The sequence below is a fragment of the Stenotrophomonas sp. Marseille-Q5258 genome, assembly GCF_946900935.1.
Classification (GTDB): domain Bacteria; phylum Pseudomonadota; class Gammaproteobacteria; order Xanthomonadales; family Xanthomonadaceae; genus Stenotrophomonas; species Stenotrophomonas nematodicola.
This window is the reverse complement of the sequence record NZ_CAMPPN010000007.1, coordinates 60,651-78,946: the sequence shown is the minus strand read 5'-3', so window position 1 is coordinate 78,946 and position 18,296 is coordinate 60,651. Positions and strand designations below refer to the sequence as shown.

The 18,296-nt window shown below is 68.8% G+C and carries 17 protein-coding genes; 14 read left to right on the top strand and 3 right to left on the bottom strand.

The features are described from left to right. Nucleotides 1-11: 11 nt before the first annotated feature. Nucleotides 12-1,496 carry an AAA family ATPase gene (locus tag OC534_RS05470; protein WP_017355478.1) on the bottom strand — a complete coding sequence of 495 codons (1,485 nt, stop codon included), beginning with the start codon at nucleotides 1,494-1,496 and terminating at the stop codon, nucleotides 12-14. Nucleotides 1,497-1,627: 131 nt separating this feature from the next. On the opposite strand from OC534_RS05470, the gene OC534_RS05465 reads away from it, so the two are divergent. From OC534_RS05465 to OC534_RS05425, 9 genes are all read left to right on the top strand, one after another. Further along, complete coding sequence (locus OC534_RS05465; protein WP_017355479.1) at nucleotides 1,628-2,260, top strand: ParA family protein; 633 nt, start codon at nucleotides 1,628-1,630, stop codon at nucleotides 2,258-2,260. 15 nt (nucleotides 2,261-2,275) lie between these two features. Continuing rightward, nucleotides 2,276-2,752, top strand: a complete 477-nt coding sequence (locus tag OC534_RS05460) for a histidine phosphatase family protein (protein ID WP_017355480.1) — start codon at nucleotides 2,276-2,278, stop codon at nucleotides 2,750-2,752. A 54-nt stretch (nucleotides 2,753-2,806) separates the two neighbouring features. Next, the gene (locus OC534_RS05455; RefSeq protein WP_229296584.1) at nucleotides 2,807-3,349 is read left to right on the top strand and encodes a YceI family protein; all 543 of its coding nucleotides are present in this window, start codon (nucleotides 2,807-2,809) and stop codon (nucleotides 3,347-3,349) included. Continuing rightward, nucleotides 3,346-5,385: a phospholipase D family protein gene (locus OC534_RS05450; protein WP_262071519.1), complete on the top strand. Its 2,040-nt coding sequence runs from the start codon at nucleotides 3,346-3,348 to the stop codon at nucleotides 5,383-5,385. The genes OC534_RS05455 and OC534_RS05450 overlap by 4 nt, the downstream gene beginning before the upstream one ends. Nucleotides 5,386-5,411: 26 nt before the next feature. Continuing rightward, a complete protein-coding gene (locus tag OC534_RS05445; RefSeq protein WP_017355483.1) occupies nucleotides 5,412-5,849 on the top strand; it encodes a hotdog fold thioesterase in 438 nt (145 codons plus the stop codon). 181 nt (nucleotides 5,850-6,030) lie between these two features. Then, nucleotides 6,031-6,822 carry a lysophospholipid acyltransferase family protein gene (locus OC534_RS05440; protein ID WP_017355484.1) on the top strand — a complete coding sequence of 264 codons (792 nt, stop codon included), beginning with the start codon at nucleotides 6,031-6,033 and terminating at the stop codon, nucleotides 6,820-6,822. Nucleotides 6,823-6,879: 57 nt separating this feature from the next. Then, nucleotides 6,880-7,872: an alpha/beta fold hydrolase gene (locus OC534_RS05435; protein ID WP_026070676.1), complete on the top strand. Its 993-nt coding sequence runs from the start codon at nucleotides 6,880-6,882 to the stop codon at nucleotides 7,870-7,872. Nucleotides 7,873-7,957: 85 nt separating this feature from the next. Next, the gene (locus tag OC534_RS05430; RefSeq protein WP_136006751.1) at nucleotides 7,958-10,027 is read left to right on the top strand and encodes a tetratricopeptide repeat protein; all 2,070 of its coding nucleotides are present in this window, start codon (nucleotides 7,958-7,960) and stop codon (nucleotides 10,025-10,027) included. Nucleotides 10,028-10,037: 10 nt separating this feature from the next. Then, nucleotides 10,038-10,649, top strand: a complete 612-nt coding sequence (locus OC534_RS05425; protein ID WP_136006749.1) for a YbhB/YbcL family Raf kinase inhibitor-like protein — start codon at nucleotides 10,038-10,040, stop codon at nucleotides 10,647-10,649. A gap of 48 nt (nucleotides 10,650-10,697) precedes the next feature. Here OC534_RS05425 and OC534_RS05420 read toward each other — a convergent pair whose 3' ends face one another. Continuing rightward, complete coding sequence (locus OC534_RS05420) at nucleotides 10,698-11,537, bottom strand: META and DUF4377 domain-containing protein (protein ID WP_037591597.1); 840 nt, start codon at nucleotides 11,535-11,537, stop codon at nucleotides 10,698-10,700. 71 nt (nucleotides 11,538-11,608) lie between these two features. Beyond that, entirely contained in the window at nucleotides 11,609-12,403 is a 795-nt protein-coding gene (locus OC534_RS05415; protein ID WP_017357051.1) for an undecaprenyl-diphosphate phosphatase, read from the bottom strand. 221 nt (nucleotides 12,404-12,624) lie between these two features. Between OC534_RS05415 and glnA the strand changes: the two genes are divergently transcribed. The 5 genes from glnA (at nucleotide 12,625) to OC534_RS05390 (ending at nucleotide 18,292) form a co-directional block, all read left to right on the top strand. Beyond that, nucleotides 12,625-14,034: a type I glutamate--ammonia ligase gene (glnA, locus tag OC534_RS05410; RefSeq protein WP_136006747.1), complete on the top strand. Its 1,410-nt coding sequence runs from the start codon at nucleotides 12,625-12,627 to the stop codon at nucleotides 14,032-14,034. 308 nt (nucleotides 14,035-14,342) lie between these two features. Then, nucleotides 14,343-14,681: a P-II family nitrogen regulator gene (locus OC534_RS05405; protein WP_026070924.1), complete on the top strand. Its 339-nt coding sequence runs from the start codon at nucleotides 14,343-14,345 to the stop codon at nucleotides 14,679-14,681. 18 nt (nucleotides 14,682-14,699) lie between these two features. Continuing rightward, nucleotides 14,700-16,130 (top strand): ammonium transporter, encoded by a 1,431-nt coding sequence (amt, locus tag OC534_RS05400; protein WP_136006745.1) that lies wholly within the window; start codon nucleotides 14,700-14,702, stop codon nucleotides 16,128-16,130. A 195-nt stretch (nucleotides 16,131-16,325) separates the two neighbouring features. Further along, nucleotides 16,326-17,072, top strand: a complete 747-nt coding sequence (locus OC534_RS05395; RefSeq protein ID WP_262071517.1) for an N-acetylmuramoyl-L-alanine amidase — start codon at nucleotides 16,326-16,328, stop codon at nucleotides 17,070-17,072. 59 nt (nucleotides 17,073-17,131) lie between these two features. Further along, nucleotides 17,132-18,292 carry an MltA domain-containing protein gene (locus tag OC534_RS05390; protein WP_017356766.1) on the top strand — a complete coding sequence of 387 codons (1,161 nt, stop codon included), beginning with the start codon at nucleotides 17,132-17,134 and terminating at the stop codon, nucleotides 18,290-18,292. The last annotated feature ends 4 nt before the right edge of the window (nucleotides 18,293-18,296 follow it).

Here is an 18,296-nt window from a genome sequence, read left to right as displayed (position 1 = left end):
CCCGTGCCGTACTACCCGTCGGCGTTGACCGTGCGGCCCCTGGCCCAGTCGCGCAGGGCGCTGACCTGCTCGGCCATCAGCACCGACAATGGGCGGCTGCCGCGGATCTCGCCCATCAGCAGGTCGGTGTCCAGGCGGCGCTCTTCGGCGTGCGCGGCATACAGGCCGGCGACGATCGCCTGCTCGATCTCCGCGCCGGAGAACCCCTCGGCGGCGGCGGCCAACGCCGGCAGCGCGAAATCGTCGGCGTTGAGCTGGCGTCGCCCCAGGTGCAGGCGCAGCAGCTCCACCCGCGTGTTGGCATCTGGCAGGTCGACGAAGAAAATCTCGTCGAAGCGGCCCTTGCGCAGCAGCTCGGCCGGCAGTTCATGCACCTGGTTGGCGGTGGCCACGATGAACACCGTGGCCGTGCGCTCGGCCAGCCAGGTCAGCAGATGGCCCAGCACCCGTCGCGACACGCCGCCGTCCTCGCCACCGCTGGCCAGGCCCTTCTCGATCTCGTCGATCCACAGCACGCAGGGCGCCAGCTGCTCGGCCGAGGCCAGCGCGTCGCGCAGGTTCTTCTCGGTTTCGCCGTGGTACTTGTCGTACAGGCTGCCAACGTCCAGGCGCAGCAGCGGCACGCCGAAGCCGGCCGCCGTGGCCTTGGCCAGCATCGATTTGCCGCAGCCCTGCACGCCGAGCAGCAGCATGCCCTTGGGCGGGTCCAGCCCGGCCGGGCCGGTGCCGCCGAGGAACACCGGGCGGCGCTGGTTGACCCAGCGCTTGAGCCGGTTGGCCCCGGCCACATCGGCAAAGCGGGTGGTGTCGTACTCGTAGTGCAGGTGTCCGGCGCGGTTGAGCAGATCGAACTTCAACCGCGCCAGCTGCGGCAGGTCGTCCTGGCTGAGCGCGCCATCGGCGAAGATCAGCTGCCGGGCGATGCGCCGGGCATCGACCATGCTCAGCCCGCGCAGGTTGTGCAGGATCTTCTTGACCGCCTCGTTGTCCACCTCGACGCGGCGACCGCCGTTCTCGCGGGCATACGCCTCGGCTTCCTCGCGCAGCATCTTCAGCAGGGCGTTGAGGTCGGGCAGTCGCGGATTGAAGCGGGTCGCCAGCGCTTCCAGCTCGGCCGGCAGCTCCACCTTGGCCCCGATCAGCACCAGCACATGGGCCTGGCAGTTGCGCCGCTGGATCAGGTCGCGCAACGCGCGCTGGTGGCTGGCATAGCCCAGGTAGGGATGGAAATCGAGCAGCAGGTAGATGCCGCGTTGTTCGGCCTGGCGGATCATCTGCAGCGCCGCGCTGGCATCGGGCGGTCCGACCGGGTCGTCCTCGCGGTCCATGTCGATGCGGCGCAGGCCCTCGGTGATCGACCAGCGGTGCAGCGCACGCCAGACGTGCATCAGGGTCTGCCGGAACAGCTCCACGATGCGACCCTCGTCCTGGGTCTCGATGATGATCAACGGGGTGTTGGCGCGGATCAGCGCGCTGAGGTCCTGTAACTCGCTCATGCCGGGGTGCAGTCCATTGGATCGGCAACGATAGCAAAGCGCCGTGACCTGCACGGGGTTCAGCCGCGCGACTATCACCGTCACGGAGGGCGGTGTACGCTGCGGCGACGTTTCCCGGAAGCGAGGCTTGCATGAAGACGATTCTGGTGGCCGGTTCCAAGGGCGGGGTGGGCAAGACCACCGTCGCCACCCACCTGGCGGCGCATTCGGCGCTGGAGGGTAAACGGACCGTCCTGGCCGATGCCGACCCGCAGGGCTCCAGCACCCGCTGGGCGCAGCGCCGCTCGGTGCTCGAAAGTGCCGTGCTGCCGATCGACGTGTATCGCAGGAAGCAGTGGGAGCGCCTGCTCCCGGAGGGTACCGAGCAGGTCATCATCGATGCCCCGGCCGGTGCCCTGGCCGATGATCTGCCCCATTTCCTCGACGTGGCCGATGCGGTGGTGGTGCCGGTGCTGCCTTCCGCGCTGGACATCGAAGCCATCGTCGGTTTCCTCAACAGCCTGTCGCGGGTCCCCCGCGTGCACAACCGGAGCCTGCCGGTGGGGCTGGTGCTCAACCGCACCAAGCCGTGGACGCAGACCTCCCAGCAGGCGATCCAGATGTTGTCCGAATGGCCTTACGAGGTGGTTGCGCAGTTGCGCGACAGCCAGAGCTATGTGGTGATGGTCGGGTTGGGGCGGAGTCTGTTCGACTACCGCTCGGCCCAGGTGCGCGAGCACCAGAGTGACTGGGAGCCGCTGTTGAAGTGGCTGAAGAACGCCTGATACGGAAGAGATCCCATGCGAGAACTGATTCTGCTGCGCCATGCCCATGCCGAAGCCGCCAGCACCGGCCAGGCCGACCTGGACCGCCCGCTGTCTCCGGTCGGGCTGGCCGAAGCCGAGGCCGCCGGCCGCTGGCTCAAGGACAACAATCTGCTGCCGGACTGCGTGCTGTGCTCGCCGGCCCGCCGCACCCGCGAGACCCTTGAAGCGGTGCTGGGCGTGACCGGCTTCGTGGAAAAGCGGCTGGAAGATGCCGTATACGACGCCACCCCGGGCACCTTGGCCGGGTTGATCGATGACCGCCGCGAGGTCGACCGGCTGCTCGTGGTCGGCCACAACCCCGGCCTGGAGCGCCTGGTGGCCTTGATGAGCGAGGGCAGCACCAGCGACTACCGCGGCATGCCGCCGGCCGGCATCGCGGTGCTTGCCTTCGACCGCGAGGCCTCCATCGAACCGGGCGTGGCCCGCTTGACCGCCTTCTGGTGGCCGTAACCGGTGGCAGCAGTTCGCGCCGTACTGGGCTGGCTGGCCCTGCTGGCGGCCGGGGTGGCCTGTGCCGAACCGCCGGCACCGGTGCCCGTGGCCCGTTCGCTGGCACTGGATACGGCCCAGTCGCGGTTCGGGTTCGAGATCCGGACCCGGCTGGGGCAGCGCATCGAGGGGGTGTTCCCGCGGTTTGAGGGGCGCATCGAGGTACTGTCCGACGGTCGTCACCAGGTCCACCTGCGGATGTTCACCCGCTACGTGGAGATCCCCGGCAAGCCGCGCTACACCGGCTGGATGCGCGGCGACGAGTTCTTCGACGCCGACCGCTACCCGGTGGTGGAGTTCGACTCGGTGCCGTACTGGCCCGAGGTGGTCGACAAGGGCGGGGCCATCGAAGGCCGGCTGATCCTGCGGGGGGTCAGCCACCCGGAGACCCTGCGCGTGGAAAAAGCCGAATGCCCCCGGGCCGGGTATGATTGCGACGTGGTCAGCCGTGGCAACGTCCAACGTGGCCGCTATGGCATGGACAGTTGGCAGCTAGCCCTGAGTGATCGAGTGACCTTTGTATTGCGTGCGCGTCTGAGCGAGGCGCCGAAACCGTGAATCTACTGCTGCGGCTTGGTTTGCTGGCAACCCTGTTGCTGGCCGGCGGCTGTGCGTCGCTGTCCAACGCGGAGCGCGACCGCGCGGCCGGCATTGCCGTGCAGGCGCGCTCCACGGCGGTGGACTGCGACCGCCCCGACCGCTGCGCGCTGGATTCGCCGCTGCGCGCGCTGGGCGGGCGGGCGTTCGCCGAGTCCCTGCCCGATGCACCGCGCCACTACGCCACCATCGTCGACGAGGGCGAGGCCTCGCTGGTGGCGCGCCTGAACCTGATCCGCAGCGCCTCGCGCAGCATCGACCTGCAGACCTACATCTTCGACAAGGACGACAGCGCCCGGCTGATCCTGGACGAACTGCTGGGCGCGGCCCGGCGCGGGGTCAAGGTGCGGGTGCTGATCGACCAGCTGTCGGCGATCTCCGACCTGGAGATCCTCGGCGCGCTTGCCGGCAGCCATCAGAATTTCGAACTGCGCGTCTACAACCCGACCTTCGGCAAGGCGCGGCTGAACTACTTCGACTACGCCGGCAGCGTGCTGTGCTGCTTCCGGCGCTTCAACCAGCGCATGCACAACAAGCTGCTGGTGGTCGACGACGCGCTCGGCATGGTCGGCGGGCGCAACTACCAGGACGACTATTACGACTGGGACGCCGAGTACAACTTCCGCGATCGCGACGTGGTGGTCGCCGGCCCCGAAGTGCGCGAGATGGCGGCCAACTTCGACGCGTTCTGGCGCGCGCCACGCAGTGTGCCGGCCGAGCGCCTGAACGATGTCGGCCGCACCCTGCTGCGACAGGGCGTGCCGGCGATGCCGCCGACCGGTTTCCGGCGTCCGGAGCGGGTCGCGCGGGTGAGTGCCGAAGCCGACGACCCGGCCTTCATCACGCGCACATTCGTCGATACCGCCCTGCCGGTGGCGGCGGTCCAGTACGTGGCCGACCTGCCACGCAAGCACCGCCGCGAGCGCGCCAGCCAACCGGCCAACGGCCAGCACGTGACCGAGCCGCAGTTGGATGCGCTGATTGCCGGCGCCCGGTCCGAAGTGCTGCTGCAGACACCCTACCTGGTGCTGTCCAAGCCGGCCCGGACGCTGTTCCGCGAGCTGCGCAAGCGGCCGCAGGCACCGCGCATCGTGGTGTCCACCAACAGCCTGGCCGCCACCGACAACCCCATCGTGTACGCGCTGTCCTACAAGTACAAACGCCGCAACCTGCGCGAGCTGGGTTTCAACATCTACGAATACAAGCCGTTCCCGCTGGATGCGCCGGTGGACTACCGCAACCTGTTGCCGGCACCGCTGGGCGAAGCCACGCCCGGTGAAGGCCGGCGCAGCAGCCTGATCGGTGGCAGCGCGGCCGGCAGCAACGCACACGGTGGCAGCAGCGGCAGCAGCAGTGAACGCAGCATCACCGCGCGTCGTAACGGCACCCGCGACAGCAGCCCGAGCGGCCGCCGTCGTGGTACCGACGGCAGCGAGGTCGAGCGCCGCGTGCTGCGCGCCGAAACGCGCCCTTCGTTCCTGGGCACCAAGGCGGTCAACAAGCCGCTGCCGGTCACCCGCACCGGCGCGCGCATGGGGCTGCACGCCAAGTCGATGGTGGTGGACCGCCGCATCGGTGTGATCGGCACGCACAACTTCGATCCGCGCAGCGAGAACTACAACACCGAAGGCGCGGTGATCATCGACGACCCGGTGTTCGCCGAGCAGCTTGCCCAGAGCATCCTGCGCGACATCGACCCGAAGAACTCCTGGACGGTGGCACCGCGCGCCAAGCCGCCGGTGTTGTCCGGCCTGAACTACAGCGTCGGCAAGGCCTCCGAGGCGCTGCCCGTGCTGGATTTCTGGCCGTGGCGCTACGCCACCGATTACGAATTCCAGCCTGGTCCGGACTGCCCCCGGCCGCTGCCCCGCCAGGACGCCAACTTCCACGCGTGCTACACCGCCGTGGGCGACTTCCCCGAAGTCAACGTCGGCCCGAAGTGGCTGCTGGTGCGCATGCTCACCGCGTTCGGCGCGGGGCTGGTACCGATTCTTTGAACGCTTACGTCTGACGGAGACACGGCATGACCCAGGTATTCCGCGAGGCAGTGTCCATCGAGGCACTCAACGCGCTGAGCCGCAACACCCTGATCGAGCATCTGGGCATCGTGTTCACCGCGGCCGGCGAGGACTGGGTCAGCGCCACCATGCCGGTGGACGAACGCACCCGCCAGCCGTACGGCATCCTGCACGGTGGCGCTTCGGTGGTGCTGGCCGAAACCCTCGGCAGCAGTGCCGGCAACCTGTGCGTGGACACCACCCAGCAGGTCTGCGTCGGCCTGGAGATCAACGCCAACCACATCCGTGCGATGCGCGGCGGCCTCGTCACCGGTACCGCGCGCGCGGTGCATGTCGGGCGCAGCACGCATGTGTGGGACATCCGCATCGAAGATGACGCGGGTCGCCTGGTGTGCACGTCGCGGCTGACCCTGGCGGTGGTGCCGGCGGTACGGCCGGGCTGATCGACGCACCGCACGGATGCTGTGTTGCGCCGGTCGGCTCAGTGCGCCGGCGCACTGACGGCGGGGGCGTTGTGCCGTGGATGGGCAGTGGCTTGACCGGGGCCGGCGGCTGGCCCCGGCATGTCATCGATCTGACCGCTATATGCTGGCAGAGCCTGCGGCGCTCGGGTATCGTTCGCGGATGACTTCCCCCACCCCGGCCCCACGTGGCGGCGTGGCGCGTGTGTGCCGCTACCTGTACCGCGTACCGCTGCTGCTGGTCCACCTGTTGCTGTTCCTGCCGCTGACCCTGATCGGCATGCTGCCGCCGTGGGGGCGCCTCCGCGTGGGTGGCCGTCCCTTGGAACATGCGGTGGTCAACGCCTGGTCCGGCGGCCTGATGTGGATCTTCGGCTTCCGCACGCGCCGCATCGGCGAGCCGTTGCCGGGCGCGGTGCTGTTCGTGGCCAACCACGTCAGCTGGGTCGACATTTCCATGCTGCACAGCCAGCGCATGATGGGCTTTGTGGCCAAGCGCGAAATCGCCGGCTGGCCGGTGGTCGGCTGGCTCGCCGCACGCGGCCAGACCATCTTCCACCAGCGCGGCAGTACCGAGTCGCTGGGCGGGGTGATGCAGGCGATGGTGGTCCGGCTGCGCGAGGGCCATGCCGTCGGCGTGTTCCCCGAAGGCCGCACCCGCGGCGGCCACGATGTCGGGCCGTTCCATGCGCGCATCTTCCAGGCCGCGGTCGAAACCCAGGTGCCGGTGCAGCCGGTGGCGCTGCGCTACGGCCATCACGGCGATGCGCAGACGATTGTCGCCTTCGGCCCCGGCGAGAGTTTCTTCGCCAATTTCCTGCGCCTGCTGGGCGAACCCGCACGCCGGGCCGAGGTGCATTTCCTCGCGCCCATCGACACCCATGATCTGGACGGCCGTCGCCGCATCGCCGAAACCTCGCGTGCGCGCATTCTGGCGGCCATGACTGCCGAGTAGGGCGATGGCGCTTCTTCACGCGCCAGCGTCGGAGGCCGGAGCAGGCTCGCGCCCATGTTGACCGCTGCCGACTACCGTCCGCCGCGTTGGCTGCGCAATCCGCACCTGCAGTCGATGCTCAGTTCCAGCCGCATGCGCATGCAGCGCGGCCTGATGCTGCTGGCCGCGACCGGGGCGGTGACTGAAGAGCTGATCCTGGATGGCGGCGAAGGCGTGCGACTGCAGGGCTGGCACAGCCGCATCGACGACCGCGAGCCGGTCGGCATGGCGCTGCTGCTGCACGGGTGGGAAGGCAGCGCGGAGTCGAGCTACATGCGCATGACCGCCGCGCGCATGCTCGAGGAAGGGTACGACGTGGTCCGGTTGAACTTCCGCGACCACGGCAACACCCATCACCTCAATCCCGGCATCTTCCACTCCAACCGCATCGATGAAGTGGTGCAGGCCGCCGGCGACATCGCGCGGCGCTGGCCCTCCCTGCCGCTGGTGGCGGCGGGCTATTCGCTGGGCGGCAACTTCGTGCTGCGCCTGGCGCTGCGTGCGCCCTCGGCGGGCGTGCCGCTGCGGCGGGTGGCCTCGGTGTGCCCGGTGCTGGATCCGGCGATCACGATGGAGAGCATCGAGAACGGTCCGGCGATGTACGACTGGTATTTCCGGCGCAAATGGGCCGGTTCGCTGCGCCGCAAGCGCGATCTCTTCCCGGAGCTGAGCGACTGGGATGACCGCGTGCTCAAGCTGGACATCCGCGCGCTGACCGCATGGCTGGTCGAACACCACACCGATTTCGGCTCGCTGCAGGCGTACTTCGACGGCTACTCCATCGCCGGCGACCGCTTGGCCGGGCTGGAAGTGCCGGCCGACATCCTGATGGCGCAGGACGACCCGGTGATCCCGTTCGCCACCTTCAACGGCTGGCGACTGCCGGCCCACGCCCACCTGGAAATCGCCCCGTGGGGCGGCCATTGCGGCTTCCTGGAGAACTGGCGCGGCGATGGCTTCTCCGAGCGCTGGGTCGCCCAGCGCCTGCGCCTGGAAGCGCTGCCGCGCTGAGCCCGGAGCCGGCCGATCGCCCGGAATGTCGGCAGCGACCCCGGCGCGACCCTACAATCGGGGTTTGACCCCAAGCTGGACCGTCATGCAAGACAAGATCATTCAAGCCCTGCGCCGCAACGCGGTGGACGATGCCGTGCAGCTGGCCCGCGAGTGGACCGCGGCCGAACCGACCCAGCCGCAGGCCCATCGCCTGCTGGCCCTGGCGCTGCAGCAGCAGGATCAGCTCGAACCGGCCCTGGAGAGCCTGCAGCAGGCGCTGGCGCTGGCCCCGGACGATGCCGACCTGCACCTGATGCAGGCCGGCCTGTTGATGGCGCTGCGTCAGTTCGAGGCCGCCGGCTCGGCGCTGGACCGCACTGCCGCGCTCAACCCCAACGAACTGTCGGCCTACCTGATGCAGGCCCACCTGGCGCTGGGCCGCAACGACGTGGACGAAGCCGAGCGCCTGGCGCGCCTGGCCAGCCGCATCGAGGAAGACCACCCTGAAGTGGCCGCCATCAACGGCATGGTGGCGCTGCGCCGTGGCGAGGGCGACCGTGCCCTGGCCCTGCTGTCGGCCGCCAGCGAAGCCATGCCGGGTGACTCGCGCGTGTTGTACGCGCTCGGTTTTGCCTACCTGGGCAAGGACATGCTGGCCTTCGCCGAACAGGCGTTCCGCCGCGTGCTTGAGCTCAATCCCACGCTGACCACGCTGCAGGGCCTGGTCGTGCAGCTGGCGCTGCGCCAGGGCCACGTGGACAGCGCGGCGGCCATGATGGGCCCGATGCTGGCCGCCCCGGGCGGCGACAGCGTGGCCATGCGCCGCCTGGCCGGCGAACTGGCGCTGCAGTCCGGGCAACCGCTGCAGGCGCTGGAGCATCTGCTGCCCGCACTGGAGCAGGCTCCCTCGGACCGCCAGGTGCTGCAGCTGCTGCTCATGTGCTGGCAGCGACTTGGCCGCGAACAGCAGGCCCGCGAGCATCTGGACGCCGCGCTGGAATCGCACCCGGAGGTGCACGACCTGTGGCTGGCGCGCCTGTCGGTGGAGTCGGTGGGCAGCGATGAGGCCGTGGCGGTCACCGAACGCTGGCTGCAGGCGATGCCGGTGCATCTGCCGGCGCTGGAAACGCGCATGCGCCTGCACGACATGGCCAAGGACGTGGACGGCGCCGAGGCGGTGGCCCGCCGCATCGTCGCGCTCGAACCCGGCCGTGCCAGCGGCGAGACCCGCATCGTCGAAGCGCTGCTGAAGCGCGATCCGGCCGCCGCCGTGGTGCATGTCCAGCAGTTCATCGAACAGGCCCCGGCCGAGGCCCGCGATGGCCTGCGGTCGTGGCTGGGCGCGGTGCAGGACCGTGCCGGCCAGCACCGTGACGCGCTCGACACCTGGCTGGGCGTGCACGCGGCGCAGTCGCCGCAGCGTCTGCCGCTGCCGCCGCAGGCCAAGGCGCCGCTGAGCTGGCCGGATCTGGCGCCAGTGGGCGACGACGTCAGCGCCCGCCCGATGTTCGTGTGGGGCGCCCCGGGCTCCGGCGTGGAGCGGGTGATCGCCGGCATCGCCGCGGCCAGCCCGGTGCTGCGCGGCGACCGGTTCGGCCCGACCCCGCCCGACGATGCCTTCCAGAGCTACCACACGCTGCAGGAGCTCTCGACCGGCAAGCTGACCCCGGAGCGTCTGGTCGAGCAGTGGCGTGAAACCCTGCCCGCGCGCGGCCTGGCCGACGGCACCGTGATCGACTGGCTGCTGTGGTGGGACAACGCCCTGCTGTGGGCACTGCGTCCGCAGCTGCCGGAAGGCCGCCTGCTGGTGGCACTGCGCGATCCGCGCGACATGCTGCTGGACTGGATGGCCTTCGGCGCCCCGGCACCGTTCGCGGTGAACTCGCTCAACGAAGCCGCCGAATGGCTGGCCCGCGCACTGGCCCAGGTGGCCACGCTGCACGAGCAGAGCCTGTACCCGCATGTGCTGCTGCGCATCGACGACATCGGCAACGATGCCGGCGCGATGGCACACCGCCTGGAAACGCTGTTCGGCGTGCGCTTCCCGCCGGCCGACACCCTCGGCCCGGCACGCCTGCCGCCCGGCCACTGGCGCCAGTACCGCGACATCATGGCCAGCGCGTTCGCCCTGCTCACCCCGGTGGCGGTGCGTCTGGGTTACCCGGAAGAGTGAGGACGATCCCATGCATCTGACCAGCAACAGCCTGATCAACGGCCAGCCGATCGCCGCGACCTTCGCGGCCGGCGACGCCCACGGTTTCGCCGGCAACCGCAACCCGCACCTGGCCTGGGACGATGTCCCGGCCGGCACGCGCGCGTTCGCGCTGCTGTGCATCGATCCGGACGTGCCGACCGTGCCCGAAACGGTCGGCCGTTCCGACTGCACCGTGCCGCGCGACCAGCCGCGCGGCGATTTCACCCACTGGGCAATGGCCGACATCCCCGCCGACGTGCGTGAGCTCGCCGAAGGCAGCTGCAGCGACGGGTTCACCGTGAAGGGCAAGGTGGCCCCGGCCGGTCCGCCGGGCGCACGCCAGGGTCTGAACGACTTCACCGGCTGGTTTGCCGGCAACCCGGACATGGCCGGGCAGTACCTGGGCTATGACGGCCCGTACCCGCCGTTCAACGACGAGCGCGTGCACCGGTATTTCTTCCGCGTGTTCGCCCTGGACGTGGCGCAGCTCGCGCTGCCCACCCCGTTCACCGCTGCCGATGTGCACCGTGCGATGCAGGGCCACATCCTGGCCGAAGCGGCGCTGCACGGGACCTACACGCTCAATCCCGCGCTGGCCTGAAGCACGGACAGGTGCCGGCCCCAGGCCGGCACCTCCCCTGCGGCGGCCTTACTTCTTCTCGTTCGCCGACTCGACCACCATGTCCAGCACATACGCGACGGAGGAACCGTCGGCCGGCGGGTTGGCGATCTTGTAGCGCTTCACGCGCACCACGTTGCGCACGCCATCTTCGTGGGTGTAGCCCTCGATGGTGCCGTAGAAGTTCTCGAACTCACCCGGCGTGCCCTGCTTGAGGCCCTTGTCGTCGAAGGCCACTTCGCGGGTCTGCAGGCACTGCATGTTCGGGATCAGCGGGTGCGAGCACGGCTTGGTCTGCGCGGCCACTTCCAGGAACACCGTCTCGCCCGGGCCGCCGTAGCGGGTTTCGGCGGTCGGCTCGGGGGTGAACACCAGCACGTCGCCGCTGGCGGTACGCAGGGTCAGCTGGCCTTCGCCAGCCAGTTCGGTCTTCAGCGCACCTTCCAGGCGGCTGCCGATGGCCTGGTCGAGCGCCATCAGCGCCTTGTCGGTGCAGGCCATCATGGTCGAGGCCATCGGCGACACGGTCAGCGTGCCGTCGGCCAACGTGTAGCTGCCGCCCATGCGGTTGCAGGTGTTGCTCACTGCGATTCGGCCATCCTGGAAGTCCAGCGTGACCGGCTTGTCCTCGCGGGCGAACAGCGCATCCACGCGCTTGCCGCTGGCATCGGTGGCGCTGTCCAGGCGCCAGTGGTTGCCCTGCAGGCGCTGCGCGTCCAGTGCCGCAACGGCCTTCTGATCGGCGGCGGCGGTCGGGGCCGGAGCCAGGTCATCGCCGCCGGTACCGGCAGGTGCGGTGGCGGACGGGTTGCTGCAGGCGGCCAGCAGGGCCAGCGGCAGGATCAGCATCAGGTTGCGGTTGCGGTTCATGCACATCTCCTTGGGAACCAGGGGAAAAACGCCGGGGCGTGGAAAACGGGGTTGTCGCGCGGCGGGTCTGTTCAGTTGCCAGCCGGCAACCACAGCAACAGCGCGGCGCCCAGCACGATCCGGTACAGCGCGAACGCGGTGAAACGGTGGCCCTTGATGTAGCCCAGCAGCCACTTCACTACGACGAAGCCGGTGATGACTGCGGCAACGAAGGCCACGCCCACATCGGTCCAGTTCTCGGTGGCGAGCTTGCCGTCCTTGGCCAGTTCCAGGAATGCGTAGGCGCTGGCGGCGAACATGGTCGGGATGCCCACCAGGAACACGAACTCGGTGGCGGCCGCGCGGCGGCTGAGCCCGAACAGCATGGCGATGAAGATCGCCGCAGCCGAACGCGAGGTGCCCGGGAACACGCCGGCCACCACCTGGGCCAGGCCCACCAGCACCGCCACTTTCCAGGTGACCGTATCGCGATCGGGCAATCGCGCGGCGCGCGCTTCCACCAGGATCATCCAGATCCCGCCGATGATCAGCGCCCAGGCCACCGGCGTGACCGTCTCGGGCAGTTCCCAGCCGGCCAGGCGGACCGGCAGGCCGACCACGGCGGTGACCAGGAACGCGGTGCCGAGCTTGAGCACGTAGTCACGGTTGTCACGCTGGTGCAGCCCGGTGGCCAGCGACCACAGGCGCTGCCGGAACACCAGCGTGATGGCCAGGATCGCACCGGCCTGGATGACGATGTTGAAGAAGTCCGAGCGCGCGCCGAGCCAGTGCTGGGCGATCAGCAGGTGGCCGGTGCTGGAGATCGGCAGGAATTCGGTGAGGCCTTCGAGAATGCCCAACAGGAGGGCGGAGAGCAGGTCGGACATCGGCGGGCTGGGGCTCGGAAAGGGTGAAATCGCGGTAGAGCATAGAACATCAAACCGCGCACCAAATGTGTGCGTGGTGCGGCCATTGCACCGTTATGGTGCGCACGGTTCAGCCGCCAGCAGGGCGGGTGTTCAATGAAATCATGGGGTTACCTCGCGAAAAAAGTTGGCACGCCGATTGCTCTACCCAAGTACGCAATCATCCATCCGAGGTTTCACCGATGTCCGTGGAAAATGTTGAGAAGCTGATCAAGGACAACCAGATCGAGTTCGTCGACCTGCGTTTCGTCGATATGCGCGGTATCGAGCAGCACGTCACCTTCCCGGTCGGCATCGTGGAGCCGGCCCTGTTTGAAGAAGGCAAGATGTTCGACGGCAGCTCGATCGCCGGCTGGAAGGGCATCAATGAGTCGGACATGGTCCTGCTGCCGGATCCGGCCAGCGCCTACATCGACCCGTTCTATGCCGACCCGACCCTGGTGATCAGCTGCGACATCCTCGACCCGGCCACCATGCAGCCGTACGGCCGCTGCCCGCGCGGCATCGCCAAGCGCGCCGAGGCCTACCTGAAGTCCTCCGGCATCGCCGAGCAGGCCTTCTTCGGTCCGGAGCCGGAGTTCTTCATCTTCGATTCGGTGCGCTTCGCCAACGACATGGGCCACACCTTCTTCAAGATCGATTCCGAAGAAGCGGCCTGGAGCACCGGCGACAAGTACGACGGCGCCAACAGCGGCTACCGTCCGGCGGTGAAGGGCGGCTACTTCCCCGTCCCGCCGACCGACTCGCTGCACGACCTGCGCGCTGAAATGTGCAAGACGCTGGAACAGGTCGGCATCGAAGTGGAAGTGCAGCATCACGAAGTGGCCACCGCCGGCCAGTGCGAAATCGGCACCAAGTTCAGCACCCTGGTGCAGAAGGCCGATGAGCTGCTGCGCATGAAGCACGTGATCAAGAACGTCGCCCACCGCAACGGCAAGACCGCCACCTTCATGCCCAAGCCGATCGTCGGCGACAACGGCAGTGGCATGCACGTGCACCAGTCGCTGTCCAAGGGCGGCGTCAACCTGTTCTCCGGCGACGGCTACGGCGGCCTGTCGCAGATGGCGCTGTGGTACATCGGCGGCATCTTCAAGCACGCCAAGGCCATCAACGCCTTCACCAACGCCGGCACCAACAGCTACAAGCGCCTGGTCCCGGGCTTCGAAGCGCCGGTGATGCTGGCCTACTCGGCCCGCAACCGTTCGGCCTCGTGCCGCATTCCGTGGGTGTCCAACCCGAAGGCGCGCCGCATTGAAATGCGCTTCCCCGATCCGATCCAGTCCGGCTACCTGACCTTCACCGTGCTGATGATGGCCGGCCTGGACGGCATCCGGAACCAGATCGACCCGGGCGCACCGAGCGACAAGGACCTGTACGACCTGCCGCCGGAAGAAGAGAAGCTGATCCCGCAGGTCTGCTCCTCGCTGGACCAGGCCCTGGAAGCGCTGGACAAGGATCGCGAGTTCCTCAAGGCCGGCGGCGTGATGAGCGACGACTTCATCGACGGCTACATCGCGCTGAAGATGCAGGAAGTGACCCGCTTCCGCGCGGCGACCCATCCGCTCGAATACCAGATGTACTACGCCAACTGAGCACCTGGCGACGATGACGAAGGACTTCCCTCCCACCTTCGTCGTCGTCGCCGCTTTGCAGAAATGCGGCGTGGCTGGGGAGCCACATCGCACGCAACACGTTTCACCAGGGGCAAGAGAGACCGGACGCGCATGGGCCCTTCCTCCCTCCCGCGTCACCGCTGGCGCCGCCCTTCGTGGGTGTCGGCACTGGCGTGGCCCATGCAACGTTCGGCGCAACGACCGGCGGCCATGTGCAAGTGGCCGCCGGTCGACCTGACATCGGCCTGCACGCGCGGGCTGGTTCCATCCACCATCGGGATATGCGCATGAAACTGATCTCCGCCATCATCCGGCCGTTCAAGCTCGACGAGGTCCGCGAGGCCCTCTCCGATGCGGGCGTGTCGGGCATCACCGTGACCGAGGTCAAGGGTTTCGGTCGCCAGAAGGGCCACACCGAGTTGTATCGCGGCGCGGAGTACGTCGTGGATTTCCTGCCGAAGATCAAGATTGAAACCGTGGTCACCGACGACCGGCTGGACGCGGTGGTCGAAGCGATCCAGAACGCGGCCGGCACCGGCAAGATCGGCGACGGCAAGATCTTCGTCACCGCGGTCGAGCAGGTCGTCCGCATCCGCACCGGCGAAATCGGCGCCGACGCGCTCTAACCCCCTTCGGAGCCCACAATGAAGACTTCTCTGTTCACCGGGTGGCAAGCCCGGTTCCATGCCGTGTGCCTGATGATGCTGGTCAGCGCCCTGGCCGTTGGCGCGTTCTCCGGCAAGGCGCATGCGCAGGCGCAGGTCACCCCGGCGCCGTCGGAAACCGTCGCCGTCGAGCCGCTCGCGACCGCGCAGGCGGTGCCGGTCGCCGAGGTGGCCGCCGCGGCCGCGCCCGCCTTCGATCACGGCGATGTGGCCTGGATGCTGACCTCCACGCTGCTGGTGCTGCTGATGGTGGTGCCCGGCCTGGCCCTGTTCTACGGCGGCCTGGTGCGGTCCAAGAACGTCCTGTCGATCCTCAGCCAGATTCTGGTGGTGTTCTCGCTGGTGCTGATGCTGTGGGTGGCCTACGGCTACAGCGCGGTGTTCAGCCAGGGCAACGCCTTCTTCGGCTCGTTCACCGAGTTCGCGTTCCTCAAAGGCTTCGCGCCGGATTCGGTGGGCAACACGCCGATCAAGGGCCTGCCGGACTATCTGTTCGTCGCTTTCCAGTCCACCTTCGCCGGCATCACCACCGCCCTGATCGTCGGCGCCTTCGCCGAACGCATCAAGTTCAAAGCGGTGCTGCTGTTCTCGGCATTGTGGTTCACCCTGAGCTACATCCCGATGGCGCACATCGTCTGGGGTGGCGGCTATCTGGGTGAGATGGGCGCGATCGACTTCGCCGGCGGCACCGTGGTGCACATCAATGCCGGCGTGGCGGGCCTGGTCGGCGCGTACTTCGTCGGCAAGCGCATCGGCTACGGCCAGACCGCGTTGAAGCCGCACAACGTACCGTTCACCTACATCGGCGCGATGCTGCTGTGGGTGGGCTGGTTCGGCTTCAACGCCGGCTCGGCCGCCGCTGCCGATACCGTCGCCTCGCTCGCCTTCATCAACACCATCCTCGCCACGGCCGCAGCGGTGCTTGGCTGGACGCTGGTGGAAGCGGTGAGCAAGGGCAAGCCGTCGGCCCTGGGCGCGGCCTCCGGCGCAGTGGCCGGCCTGGTCGGCATCACCCCGGCCTGCGGCACCGTGGGCCCGCTCGGCGCGATCGTGATCGGCCTGGTCGCCGGCGTGGTCTGCGTGTGGGGCGTCACCGGCCTCAAGCGTCTGCTGCGCGTGGACGACACTGCCGACGTGTTCGGCGTGCACGGCATCGGCGGCATCGTCGGCGCCATCCTCACCGGTGTGTTCAGCGCGCAGTCGCTGGGCGGCACCAAGGCCGACCTCGACATCGGCCACCAGGTCTGGGTGCAGCTGGTCAGCGTCGGCTTCACCATCGTCTGGTGCGCCGTAGTGACCGTGGCGATCCTGCTGGTGGTGCGCATGGTGTTCGGCCTGCGCGTGAGCGAGGAAGCAGAACGCACCGGTCTGGACGTCACCTCGCACGGCGAATCTGCGTACGAAGCCTGACGGCCTCGCACGCGCGCGCAGTCCACGTGACCCCGCGCCGACGCATGACGTAGTGCCGGGCTCTGCCCGGCAACGAACCACCCGTAGTGCCGGGCTCTGCCCGGCACCAGAAGAAACAAGAAACGAGAGAGAGAAGCTGTATTGGCCGGTCGGTCCCGCAAGGACCCCCGGCCATTTTTTTGCCACAATCCCCCCATGCCCAATCTCCGCACGCCCCTCCTGCTGCTCGCATTCCTGCTGCTCGCCGGCTGCGCTACCACACCCACCGACCTGCGCAGCCCGCTCGCCACCTGGGTGCCATCGCCGAACCACAACTCGCGCGGCCCGGTCATCATCGTTCTGCATCACACCGACCAGGACAACGTGCAGCAGAGCCTGCACACCCTGCGGACCGCCAACAGCGGCGGCAGGGTCAGTTCGCACTATCTGGTGGGTGCCGATGGCCACATCTACCAGCTCGTCGCCGACAACCGCCGCGCCTGGCATGCCGGCGGTGGACGCTGGGGCGGCCTCACCGACCTCAACTCCACCTCGATCGGCATCGAGATCGACAACGACGGCAGCAGCCCGTTCGCGCCCGTCCAGATCGCGGCCCTGATCCGTCTGCTCGACGACCTGTGCACCCGCCTGGATATCCCGCGCAGCCAGATCATCGCGCACGCCGATCTCGCGCCCGCGCGCAAGCAGGACCCGAGCCGCTTCTTCCCGTGGCAGCAACTGGCTGCGGCCGGTTTCGGCCTCTGGCCGCGCGACGCCGACGGCCCCGCACCGGCCGGGTTCGATCCTTGGCTGGCGCTGCAGGCCTTCGGTTACCCGCTCGACGATCGCGATGCGGCCGCCGGCGCTTTCCATCGCAGGTTCCGCGGCCGCGACGACCTGCCGCCCACGCTCGATGCCGACGACGCCCGCATCCTGCATTCACTGCTGCAGCAGGCGCGGTAGAGCCGACTCCCCGTCGCCCCTACAATTGCCTCCCTGCAGTCGCCACACGAATACCGCCCATGAAGGCCCCGCGCCGCATCGCCGCACGCCTGTGTAGCGCCACGATCCTGCTGGCGTCGGTTCTGCTGACCGGCTGCGCCGTCCAGAACGCCCGCCCCGGCGCCGCACCTGCCAGCACCTACGCCAAAGCCGACTGGAACGCGTTGCCTGCGGTGTCCGACACCGACCTGAAGGCGGGTTTCGCGGCGTGGCGCAGCGCCTGCCCGCGCTTGAAGGGCGATGCCGCGTGGGCGCCCCTCTGTGTGGCGGCGGGTCACGTGGACGCCACGCCGGCCGCCATCCGCGCGTTCCTGCAGAACAGCCTGGATGTCTACGCCCTGCGTGCCGCCGGCAACCGTGCCGAGGGCCTGATCACCGGCTACTACGAGCCGATCTATCCCGGCAGCCTGACCCGCACCGCGCGCGCCACGGTGCCGGTGTATGGCGTGCCGGGCGACATGGTCAGCGTGCAGCTGGACAGCGTCTACCCCGAACTCAAGGGCAAGCGCCTGCGCGGCCGTGTGGAGGGGCGCGTGCTCAAACCCTATGACGATGCCGCGCGCATCGCCGCCCACGGCGTCAACGCGCCCATCCTGGCCTGGCTCACCGACCCGATGGACCTGCAGTTCCTGCAGATACAGGGCTCGGGACGCGTCCAGCTCGACGATGGCCGGCATCTGCGCCTGGCCTACGCCGACCAGAACGGCCATCCCTACCGCCCGATCGGCCGCTGGCTGGTGGAGCAGGGCGAACTGGCCAAGGACGCGGTCAGCATGGACGCCATCCGAGCGTGGGCCAGCGCGCATCCGACGCGGGTGCCCGAGCTGCTGGCCAGCAACCCCAGCTACGTGTTCTTCGCCAAGGGTGCCGACGGCGACGAGGGCCCGCGCGGCTCATTGAACGTGCCGCTCACGGCCGGCTACAGCGTCGCGGTGGACCGCAGCGTGGTACCGCTGGGCAGCCTCCTGTGGCTGTCCACCACGCGTCCGGATGGGGCGGCGCTGGTGCGGCCGGTGGCCGCGCAGGACACCGGCGGTGCCATCACCGGTGAGGTGCGCGCGGACCTGTTCTGGGGCACCGGTGATGCCGCCGGCGCGCTGGCCGGGCACATGAAGCAGAGCGGCCGCCTGTGGCTGCTGTGGCCCAAGGGCGTGGCGCTTCCCAGCCCCGGCGGCGGTTGATCGC